General features: G+C 74.6%; 8 protein-coding genes. 5 read left to right on the top strand and 3 right to left on the bottom strand.

Annotation, left to right across the window (positions count from 1 at the left end; all coding sequences use genetic code 11):
- The first annotated feature begins 241 nt into the window (after positions 1-241).
- The 3 genes from AB0A97_RS32720 to AB0A97_RS32710 all read left to right on the top strand — a co-directional run bounded on the left by AB0A97_RS32720 (position 242) and on the right by AB0A97_RS32710 (position 3,463).
- Positions 242-1,087, top strand: coding sequence for a class II aldolase/adducin family protein (locus tag AB0A97_RS32720; RefSeq protein ID WP_361156788.1), 846 nt, complete (start codon positions 242-244; stop codon positions 1,085-1,087).
- A 327-nt stretch (positions 1,088-1,414) separates the two neighbouring features.
- Positions 1,415-2,671, top strand: a complete 1,257-nt coding sequence (locus AB0A97_RS32715; RefSeq protein WP_361156819.1) for a hypothetical protein — start codon at positions 1,415-1,417, stop codon at positions 2,669-2,671.
- A 327-nt stretch (positions 2,672-2,998) separates the two neighbouring features.
- Complete coding sequence (locus AB0A97_RS32710; protein ID WP_361156817.1) at positions 2,999-3,463, top strand: DoxX family protein; 465 nt, start codon at positions 2,999-3,001, stop codon at positions 3,461-3,463.
- Between the two features lie 74 nt (positions 3,464-3,537).
- Here AB0A97_RS32710 and AB0A97_RS32705 read toward each other — a convergent pair whose 3' ends face one another.
- The 3 genes from AB0A97_RS32705 to AB0A97_RS32695 all read right to left on the bottom strand — a co-directional run bounded on the left by AB0A97_RS32705 (position 3,538) and on the right by AB0A97_RS32695 (position 6,402).
- Positions 3,538-3,759 carry a hypothetical protein gene (locus tag AB0A97_RS32705; RefSeq protein WP_361156786.1) on the bottom strand — a complete coding sequence of 74 codons (222 nt, stop codon included), beginning with the start codon at positions 3,757-3,759 and terminating at the stop codon, positions 3,538-3,540.
- Positions 3,756-5,276 carry a PspC domain-containing protein gene (locus AB0A97_RS32700; protein WP_361156784.1) on the bottom strand — a complete coding sequence of 507 codons (1,521 nt, stop codon included), beginning with the start codon at positions 5,274-5,276 and terminating at the stop codon, positions 3,756-3,758. The genes AB0A97_RS32705 and AB0A97_RS32700 overlap by 4 nt, the downstream gene beginning before the upstream one ends.
- Positions 5,277-5,376: 100 nt before the next feature.
- Complete coding sequence (locus AB0A97_RS32695; protein ID WP_361156782.1) at positions 5,377-6,402, bottom strand: WYL domain-containing protein; 1,026 nt, start codon at positions 6,400-6,402, stop codon at positions 5,377-5,379.
- A gap of 199 nt (positions 6,403-6,601) precedes the next feature.
- Between AB0A97_RS32695 and AB0A97_RS32690 the strand changes: the two genes are divergently transcribed.
- Complete coding sequence (locus AB0A97_RS32690; RefSeq protein WP_361156779.1) at positions 6,602-7,741, top strand: winged helix DNA-binding domain-containing protein; 1,140 nt, start codon at positions 6,602-6,604, stop codon at positions 7,739-7,741.
- A 230-nt stretch (positions 7,742-7,971) separates the two neighbouring features.
- Positions 7,972-9,918: a protein kinase gene (locus AB0A97_RS32685; RefSeq protein WP_361156777.1), complete on the top strand. Its 1,947-nt coding sequence runs from the start codon at positions 7,972-7,974 to the stop codon at positions 9,916-9,918.
- Positions 9,919-10,126: the final 208 nt, after the last annotated feature.

The following is a 10,126-nucleotide window of genomic DNA, read 5'->3' as shown; positions in this document are numbered from 1 at the left end:
GGGCGGTGGTGGTGGCGGTCATGGCGGGCCCCCCGGGGCGGTCGGTTTTCCGTGGTCTCCTCGGTACGTCACCCACTCTGTCCACCGGCCTTGGCGCCGGGCTGCCGCACCGCTAACACCCCGCTAACGCCCACGCGGCCGTGGCGAGCCGGGACGGAAAAGCGGTGCCACCCCCTGTTCACCTCTACTACCGGCAGGTAGCTTCCGCTGCGAGCTGTACGCGCGTCAGGAGGAAGCCGCCATGTCCGAGCCCACGCCGTCCACCCCGACCTCCACGAACACCCCGTCCGCCACCACCCCTGCCTCCGCCCCCACCCCGGTCCCCACCGACCAACTGCACTTCGCCCTGCCGCCGCAGCACGCGACCGTCGAGGAGGAGCGCCGCCACCGCAAGGAACGCCTCGCGGCGGCGCTGCGGCTCTTCGGGCGGTTCGGGTTCGAGGAGGGGGTGGCGGGCCACATCACCGCCCGGGACCCGGAGTTCACCGACTGCTTCTGGGTGAATCCGTTCGGGATGTCGTTCAAGCACATCACGGTCGGCGACCTGATCCTGGTCAACCACGAGGGCAAGGTCGTCGAGGGCCGCCACCACGTCAACCAGGCGGCGTTCGCGATCCACGCGCAGGTCCACCGGGCCCGCCCGGACGTGGTCGCCGCCGCGCACAGCCACTCGGTGTACGGCCGGTCCCTGTCCACCCTCGGCGAGCTGCTGGACCCGATCACCCAGGACGTGTGCGCGTTCTACGAGGACCATGCGCTGTTCGACGACTACACGGGCGTCGTGGTGGACGAGGAGGAGGGCCGGCGGATCGCGGTCGCGCTCGGCCCGCACAAGGCCGTGATCCTGCGCAATCACGGCCTGTTGACGGTGGGCGACTCGGTGGACGCGGCGGCCTGGTGGTTCATTACGATGGAGCGTTCCTGCCAGGTGCAGTTGACCGCGCGGGCCGCCGGCAAGCCCGTACTGATCGACCACGCGAACGCCGTGCACACGCGGGAGCAGTTGGGCAACGACCTGGTGGCGTGGATCAACTACCAGCCGCTGTACCAGCAGATGACGCGCAGCGAACCGGACCTGCTCGGCTGAGCCCGTACGGCCTCCGCGCGGCCTCTGTTCGGCTCCGGCGTGGCGTCCGTACGGCCCCCGCGCGACCCCCGTACGGCCCCACGTCAACCTGCCGGACCGCCCGTCACCGCTCCGCCGGGCCCGTCACCGCCCGTAAAGCCGCCCGCCCGGCTTTTCGCCCTCGTCACGTGCGGCACAATTTCCTCTCAGTACGGTGGAGTTGGCGGCGACTGGTGGCTGGGCGGAGCGGACGTGTCGGTGGAGACGGCGGGTGGGACGACGGGGGCGTCCGGATCGCCCGGAGGGACCGAGGGCTTTTCGGGGCCCGGGACGGCGGCGGGCCCGCCCGTGGCGGCCGGGGCGGACGGTTACGGCGGTGACTGCACCTGCGGGAAGTGCCCGCGCGGCGCACGCGAGGGGCATCGCAGGGCGGTCGCCGCGTTCGTGGCGCTGCGCGAGGAGTACGCCGCGGGCCGCGGTGTGCCGGCCGCGCTGGCCCATTCGGCGGGCGCGGCGCGGCAGTGGGTGTCCGACGAACTGGCGCTGTCGGCCCGCGCGGTCGCCGAGCGCGCCGCCGCCGAGGGCGCGTCCTGGCTGGACGCGGTGTGGCGGCGCACGCTGCTGGTGCTGTGGGCCGGGATCGCCGTGCTGGTGATCATGCAGGCGGTCACCGCGATCGGTACGGGCTGGACGGCGCCGCGTACGGCGGGACTGGCCGCGGCGGTGGTCCTGACGCTGGCCCTGACGGGCGCGGGATGGCGCCACCGGGCGCGCGGCGGTCTGCTGGCGCCGCTGATCGGTGAGGACAACCGGCTCTCGACCTCGCGCACGGTGGCGGCGGGCTGGCTGCTGCTGGTGGCGTACGCCGTCCTCGTGCAGGCCGTCCACCTGACGCTGGTGACGGACGCGGACGCGCGCCAGGCGCTGGTGGACGGCCTCGAACTGCCGCGCGGCGCCGGGCTGCTCACGGTCCTGGCGGTGACCTGCGCGGTGGCGGTGCTGGTGCGCCGGGTCGTCGCCGTACGCATCCAGGGGCGGCGCCTCCAGAAGGTGCGCGCGGAACGGCCGCGCGCCGCCGACCTGCTCACGGACGACGCGGGGCGCGGCAGCCTCACCGACACCCAGTTCCTGCTGCTGAACGTGGCCGCCGTGTCCTTCGCCGTGGTCCGGCTGGCCCGCGACCCGTCCCGGCTGCCGGACCTGCCGTGGGCGTTCGCCGTCGTCGTGGTGGTGGGCGCGGTGACGTACGTGGCGGGCAAGTACGCGGAGGGCGGCCGTCCGGTCGTGCTGTCGGTCGTCCGGGCCCGGGAGCCGGGCGACCTGGCCGCGCCCATCCGTATCGGCGACGACATCGAGATCCGCGGTACCGGCTTCGTGCCGCCGGGTGCGCAGGGCGCGGACCTGCTGGCGCGCACCGTCGTACGGATCGGCGCGGTCCATGTGCACGTACCGCTGGTGCCGGTCGCCGGCGGGTTCGGCAATCCGACGGACGGCGTGCTCACCGTGCCCGTACCGGCGGACGTCGAACCGGGCCGGGTGGAGATCAGGGTCGTCACGGCGGCGGGCGCGGAGACGAACGCCTACACGATCGACGTACAGGACTGAGGACCGCTCGACGGGCGTACGAGGCCGAAGCCGCTCGACCGGCGTACGGGACCGCAGCCCGCTCGACCGGTGTACGAGGCCGAAGCCCGCCGCACCGGTGTACGGCATCGACCCCCGCCCGGCCGGCGTACCGCACCGGCGCGCCGCGCTGAACGCCGGATGAGCCGCCGTCCGTACCCTTCGTGGAACACCTGGCCGCGGGCACCCCATCGTCCGCGTCCGGCGACGACGGAGAGGCGGGACGCCATGTCTCATGCGGATCGTGCGGTCGGCGGCAGCGGCCTGGGCGGGGCCGGGGCGGGCAGGGGAGGCGGCCCGCGGCAGGCGATGGCGCGGTACGCGCTGCTGCCGCTGCGCGTCTTCCTCGGCGTGACCTTCGTCTACGCGGGCCTGGACAAGCTGACCGACCCGGCCTTCTTCGCCTCCACCGGTGCCGGTTCGGTCGGCGAGCTGATGCGGCAGATACGGGACACCTCGGCCGCTCCCGCCCTGGTGGACCTGGCCCTGAAGAACCCGGCGGGCTTCGGTTACGCCATCGCCGCCGGGGAGTTGGCCGTCGGCATCGGCACCCTCGCCGGGCTGTTCACCCGGGTCGCCGCGCTCGGCGGCGCACTGATCTCGCTGAGCCTGTGGCTCACCGTGAGCTGGTCGGCCGAGCCGTACTACTACGGCAACGACCTGGCGTACTTGATGGCGTGGCTGCCGCTGGTGCTGGCCGGGGCACCGATGCTGTCCCTGGACGCGGCCCTGGCGGCGCGGCGCGGCAGGCAGGGGCGGCAGTTGTTCGGGTGAGTGGCTGCCGTAGCCCGCCTCCTCGGTTCACCGGCCTTCGGGGCAACGGGCCCTGAACACGCTGATCCCGGCCGCTACTCCCGGCCGTCTCCCGCCGGAGCCGCCCGGTGACGGCGTACGGCCGCCCAGACGGCCGCCGTGATGCCCGACAGGCACAGGCCCGCCGGTACGGCCAGCACCGGCAACGCGCCGGGCAGGTCCCAGGCTCCGGCCGCCTCGCCCACGTAGGCGCCGCCCACGCCCAGCGCGGTCAGGCCGGTGAGGAGCCGGGCGGGCTCGAAGCGGTGGCGTTTCACGACTGCTCTCCCGTCTGCTGTTCTCCCGTGTCCTGCTCTTCCGCCTGCTGCTCCGCTGCTCGGCGCTCTCCCGCCGACTGTTTCTCCGACTGCTCCCCCGACTGCGGAGCGGCCCGCTCCACGTTGACCTGTCCAGCGCCCACCTCAAGGTCGAGGTCGAGCGTGCCGTGCGGCTTCTCGCCCTTCTTCAGGCCCGTCGCGGGCAGCGTGACGGTCTGGTCCTGGTCGGCCTGGAGGTTGAAGTCCTCCGGCGTCTCGCCCGGCAGCCGGACGTCGCCGAGCTTCACGTCGATGTGCAGCCGCGCGGTGACGCCGTCGGGCACGGTCACGCTGAGCTGCCCGGCGCCGACGGTGGCCTTGGTCCGTACGGTCTGTCCGTTCTTGAACGGTACGTGGCTCAGGTCCAGCTCTCCGCGCCCTGCGCCGAGTTCGTAGCTCGGCCTCACGGAGGCGGTGTCCATCGGGAGCCAGACGCGGTTGCGCCAGTCGGCGGTGATGTTGTCCGGCATGACCGAGGCGCCCGCCAGCAGCAGGGACGTCAGGACGACCATGAAGACCGTGCCGCCGCCGGTCCGTCCGCACCAGGCGCTGAGCACCAGGCCGAGGCCGAAGACGACGAGTGCGGCGGAGAGCCCGGCGACGAGGGCGGTGTTCAGCGGGTGGGCGTCCGCGGCGGCCCCGCCCGTCGCCAGGCCCGCGACGAGTGCCAGCAGGAACGTCCAGCCGCCGATCGGCCGGCCCGCCCGGCGGCGCCGGACCGGTGGGCCGGCCGACGGCCCTTCGCGCCCGGCCCACGCGGTCGCGCCGGAGGGCCGGCCCACCGCCCCGGCCGTCCCGTGTGCGGCGTGCGCCTGCTCGTGTCCGTACGGAGTGTCGCTCGGTCCCCAGAGGTAGCCCACGCCGGCCGTCCCTTCCTTGGAGAGCGGGTCCCGCCACCAGGACGGGGTGTTCCGGGTGGGCGGCGCCGTCGTCTCGGGCGGCGCGTCCACGACGGCCTGCGCGGTGGCCGGGGCGGTGGTTCCCGGGCCGTCCGTGCCTTCCGCGCGGCGCTGCCGCGACCAGTAGGCCGAGCCGCCCACGGCCAGCGCGAGCATGACGGTGAAGGTCAGCACGCCGCGGTTGGCGAGGGAGGTCAGGAAGTAGCCGCAGCCGACCAGCGCGAAGAGCAGCGCGGTCAGTGCCGTGCCCTCGACGCGGCCGGAGAGCAGCTTGCGGCCCTCGTTCTCGTCGTCGCCGTCCTGCGGGATGAGCAGCCAGGCGAAGCCGTACGCGATCAGGCCGATGCCCCCGGAGGCCGCCAGTACGGCCAGGACGATCCGGAAGATCACCGGGTCCAGGCCCCAGTGCCGGCCGAGCCCGGCGCACACACCGGCGACCACCTTGTGCCGTCGGCTGCGGCGCAGGGGGACCTGCGGAGCCTGGCGGCCCGGTGCGTCGGCGGGCGGCGGGGTGCCTGCGGAGTCGGACGTGGCCCCGGCGGGGCCCGTCGTCTCCTCGGCGGGCGCGGCATCGTTCATGGGCCCATGGTGGCAAGCGGGTCGGGCGGACGGCATCCGTGGGAACCCTGGTTGGTCCCTGAGATCGCCCTGGTGGGGCGGGCGGCGGACGGCCTTCAGGTCAGGGGACCGGACGCGTACGCGGACGGCCACCGGGTGTACCGCCCGCGGCGGCGGTGTAACGGCGGGCCAGGCGTGCGCAGGCTTCCCGGAGCCGCTCCGGCCCGACGATCTCCATGTCGGCGTCGAACCTGCCGAGAGCGGCGGCCAGCGCGGTCCACGACCAGGACCCCAGTACGAGCCGGCAGCGGTCCGGGCCCAGCTCCTCGACGATGCCGTCCCGGGTGTACCGGGACACGGCGTCCGCGGGCAGGGCGAGGATCACCTCGCCATGGCAGGGCCAGCCGCCCGAACCGCCGTCGGCGCCCTGGAACCTGTTCAGGACGAAGGCGCCGACGTCGCCTCCGGGCAGCTCACGCGGGGCGAAGCGGGGGCCGGTCGGGGTGCGCGGGGCGATCCGGTCGGCGCGGAACGTGCGCCAGTCCGCGCGGTCGAGGTCCCAGGCGACGAGGTACCAGCGGCCCGCCCAGGTGACGAGGTGGTGCGGCTCCACCCGGCGCGGCGGGCCCTCGTCACCCCGGCCGTTCTCCGGTGGCGACACCGGTACGTAGTCGAAGCGCAGCACTTCGCGGGCGTGCACCGCCGCGCCGAGCGCCATGAGGACGCCGCTGTCGACCTGCGGGTTCGGCCGCGCGTTCGGCGGTTCGACGGCGGTGACCTGGAGGGAGTCGATCCGGCGGCGCAGCCGTGCGGGCATCACCTGCCGGACGGTGTGCAGGGCGCGCGCCGCGGCGTCCTCGACACCGGCGCCGTTGGTGGTGGCGATCCGGAGCGCGACGGCGAGGGCGACGGCCTGCTCGTCGTCGAAGAGGAGCGGGGGGAGGTCCGATCCGGCGTCGAGCCGGTATCCGCCGTCGGGGCCCTTGGCCGACGCGATGGGGTAGCCGAGTTCGCGCAGGCGGTCGACGTCGCGGCGTACGGTGCGCGGGCTGACGCCCAGCCGCTCGGCGAGCAGCGCTCCCGGCCAGTCCCGGCGTGCCTGGAGGAGCGAGAGCAAGGACAGCAGGCGCGCCGATGTCTTCTGCATGGCGCCCATCCTGCCTCGGGTGGAGGACACAACCTGTCCTCCACCTACGCCAGGGTGGGGGCCGCTGGGCCAAGAATCCGCGCAGACCTGGCAGCTCCCGAAGCCGCTCCGAGACCGCTCCCGAAGCCGCTCCCGAGGGCACCTCCGAAGCCGCTCCGAGACCACTCCCAGAGCCCGCACGCACAAGGCGAGGAAGCAGATGACCGTTCTCGACACCCGCGCGCTCAACCGGGCCACGCTCGCCCGGCAGTTGCTCCTCGACCGCGCGGACCTGCCCGCCCTCGACGCGGTGGCGCACCTGTGCGGCCTCCAGGCGCAGGAGCCGCAGGAACCGTTCGTCGGCCTCTGGTCGCGGCTGTCCGCGTTCGCCCCGGCGCAGCTCGGCGACCTGCTGACCGGACGCCACGTCGTCCGCACCCACCTCATGCGCCGCACCGTCCACCTCCTCACCGCCGACGACGTCCTGGCCTGGCGCGGCCGCCATGACGCGATGCTGCGGCAGCGGGTCCTCGGGACCTACCGCCGCGAGCTGGAAGGGGTGGACCTCGAAGAACTCGCCGCGGCGGGCCGCGCGGTCATGGCCGACGGCGAGCCCCGCTCGATGCCCGAGCTGGCCCGGGCCGTCGCCGGCCGCTGGCCCGGCCCGGGGCCGCGGCCGCTGGGGGAGATGCTGGTCGCGGCGCTCATCCCGATGGTGCAACTGCCGCCGCGCGGCCTGTGGCGTACGAAGGCAGGCGTACGGAATGTGCCGCTCGCCTCGTGGCTGGGCCGCGAACCCGCCCCGCCGGCACCGGACGGCACGGGTACGGGAAGGCCGGTCCCCGGTGCGCCCGCCGCCTCCGACCCCGTGGGCGAAGCCCTCGTACGCCGCTACCTGGCCGCTTTCGGCCCCGCCGCCTCCGCCGACCTGCGCGCGTGGTGCGGTCTGGCCGGGCTGCCGCGCGCGGTCGCCGCCGTACGCGAGGAACTGGTCGGTTTCCGCGACGAGCGCGGCCGGGAACTGCTGGACCTCCCCGACGCGCCGCGCCCGGACCCCGGAACGCCCGCTCCGGTGCGGTTCCTGCCCGCCTTCGACAACGCGATCCTCGGCTACCAGGACCGCGGCCGGATCATCGACGACGCCCACCGCGGCCTGTCCGTCGCCGGTGAGCGGGTCGTCCTGGTGGACGGCCGGGTCGCCGCGACCTGGACGGCCCGGGAGGGCACCGTGACGGTTTCCCCGCTGCGCCGCTTCTCCCCGGCCGAGCGCGCGGCCGTGGGGGAGGAGGGGGAGGCGCTGGCGGCGTTCCTCTCCGACGGCGGGAGCCGGAGCGTGCGGATCGGCTCGGAGCGCGACTGACCCCTCCCCGAAGCCGAGATCACCGCTGGAATCCCCGCCGGAATCCCCGCTGGGTTCACGGCCGGGTTCCGGCCCGGTTCCGGTGGGGTTCCGGTTGGGGGACGGATGTCCCGGTACGTGTCCGATGATCGCGCCCCGCCCCTCTGCGGACGGCCGGCGGACGACTATCGTTGCGCCGGACACGTGTACGGGGGGAACCGAAGGGGCGCGGCGCGGTGACGGAGGCGGCGGTGGACGACGGGCGACTGGTCGCCGGGCGGTACCGCCTGGTGGAGGAGATAGGCCGAGGCGGTATGGGCACCGTCTGGCGGGCCCACGACGAACTGCTCGTCCGCCAGGTGGCGGTCAAGCGGCTGCACGTCTCCCCGGAACTGGACGCCGACGAGCTGGCCCGCCGCAACGAGCGCACCCGCCGCGAGGCGCAGGCCGCCGCCCGTATCAACCACCCCAATGTGGTCAGCGTCCACGATGTCGTCGACGACGCCGGTCTGCCCTGCATCGTCATGGAGTACGTGCCGTCGGTGACGCTCGGCGACGTCATCAAGGAGGCCACGCTCGCGAACAGCTCGGTACCGCCGGGTGAGGCGGCCCGGATCGGCCGCGGCATGATCACCGCGCTGCGGGCCGCGCACTCCGCCGGTGTCCTGCACCGTGACGTGAAGCCCGGCAACGTCCTGCTCGGTGAGGACGGCCGGGTCGTCCTCACGGACTTCGGCATCGCGGTCGCCACCGGTACCTCCACCCTCACCAAGACCGGCGAACTGGTCGGCTCCATCGACTACCTCGCCCCCGAGCGGGTCCGCGGCCATACGCCGGGTCCGGCGGCCGACCTGTGGGCGCTGGGCGCCACGCTCTACCAGGCGATGGAGGGGCGGCCCCCGTTCCGCAAGCTCACCGCGGTCGAGACGGCGTACTCGATCGCCGTCGACCCGCTGGACCCGCCGCGCAACGCCGGTCCGCTGACCGCGCTGATCGAGGCGCTGCTGGCGAAGGAGCCCGCGGACCGCCCGTCGGCCGAGGCCGTGGAACAGGCGCTGCGCACACCGACCGCGTACACGGACACCGCGTGGCTGGGCATGTCGGGAGCGTCCGGCACGCCCGGTGCCACCGGCGCCCCTGGCATATCGGGTACATCGGGCAGCAATCCGGGTGTGCCGGGCGTGGCGGGCGAAGGGGACACCGCCGGGGGCAGCGGCACCGCGGCGACGGGCGGCATGACGTCACCGGTCCAGGACCCCCGTACGGCCACGGGCTCCTCGGCCGCGCACCCGAACCCGGGCACGACCCCGCGCCCGGCCCCCGGCAACCCGTACGCGGCACCGGCACCGGTCCCGGCCCAGTCGCCGCCCTCGCTTCCCGGCGCGTACCACCCGGCGGCCCCGGCCGCGGACGGTACGGCCGTCACCGGCAGCATGGCCACCACGGGCGGCGCGGCCGCCGCGTTCCCCGTGGAGGGCCCGACCTCCCCGGTCCACCGCACGACGACCGACCCGGCCGTCCCCGACTCCGGCAAGAAGCGCAAGCGCGGACGCACGCTGCTGCTGAGCGCGGTCGCCGTCGTCGCCGTACTGGCGGTCACGGGCGGCACCCTGTACGCCCTCGGCTTCAGACCGGGCGGCGGGGACGCGCAGGCGTCCGACGGCGGCACCCCGCAGACCGAGGTGCCGACGCCCGCCCCCTCCAAGCCCAGCGCCAAGCCCACCCCGCGGCCCTTGCCGGACGGGTACCACTGGGTCAAGGACCCGGCGGCCGACGTCACCGTCCCGGTGCCCGACGGCTGGACCCGCCAGCGGCAGGCGAACGGCAACGGCTCCACCTACCTCAACCCGAACCAACTGGTCGGCCTGCGCATCGAGGTCCTCGACTTCGCGAGCGCGAACCCGCTCCAGCACTGGAAGGACAACGAGCGCAACGCCCTCAGCGAGGGCAAGTTCCCCGGATACCAGCAGCTGCGGATGCAGGACACGGTCTTCCGCGGGCGGCCCGCCGCGCTGTGGGAGTGGCGGTGGGCGGGCAGCAAGCGCGACTTCCGGGCCATCGACCTGGGGTTCGGCCGGCCCGGCGAGAAGGAGTACGCGGTCTACCTCTCCGCGCCGGACGCCGAATGGGGCCGGTACAAGAAGGTCTTCGACAACGTCCTGGCCGGGCTGGAGCTGCCCGAGGAACGCAAGCAGTAGCGGGACGGCGAGGGACCGCCCGGGGACGCCCCGGGTACGGGGCGCCCTGTCACCGGCTCCGGCCGTGGCCCACCCCGTATCCGAACCCGGCACCCGCCCCGGTGTCCGAGCCCGGCCCCCGCCCCGGTACCTGAACCCGGCACCCGTCCCACCTCCGCCCCCGTATCGAAAGCCCCACCCCACCCACACCCACAGTCACCGACGCTTA

Origin of the sequence: Streptomyces sp. NPDC045470, assembly GCF_040646595.1 — a bacterium.
Classification (GTDB): domain Bacteria; phylum Actinomycetota; class Actinomycetes; order Streptomycetales; family Streptomycetaceae; genus Streptomyces.
The sequence above is the reverse complement of the archived record's forward strand: the minus strand, read 5'-3'. Positions and strand labels throughout refer to the sequence as shown.

Excerpts from the sequence above, each read along its gene's own strand:
- AB0A97_RS32720 (WP_361156788.1), top strand. The coding sequence starts at position 242 with ATGTCCGAGCCCACGCCGTCCACCCCGACCTCCACGAACACCCCGTCC.
- AB0A97_RS32710 (WP_361156817.1), top strand. The coding sequence starts at position 2,999 with ATGGCGCGGTACGCGCTGCTGCCGCTGCGCGTCTTCCTCGGCGTGACC.
- AB0A97_RS32700 (WP_361156784.1), bottom strand. The coding sequence starts at position 5,276 with ATGAACGATGCCGCGCCCGCCGAGGAGACGACGGGCCCCGCCGGGGCC.
- AB0A97_RS32695 (WP_361156782.1), bottom strand. The coding sequence starts at position 6,402 with ATGCAGAAGACATCGGCGCGCCTGCTGTCCTTGCTCTCGCTCCTCCAG.
- AB0A97_RS32690 (WP_361156779.1), top strand. The coding sequence starts at position 6,602 with ATGACCGTTCTCGACACCCGCGCGCTCAACCGGGCCACGCTCGCCCGG.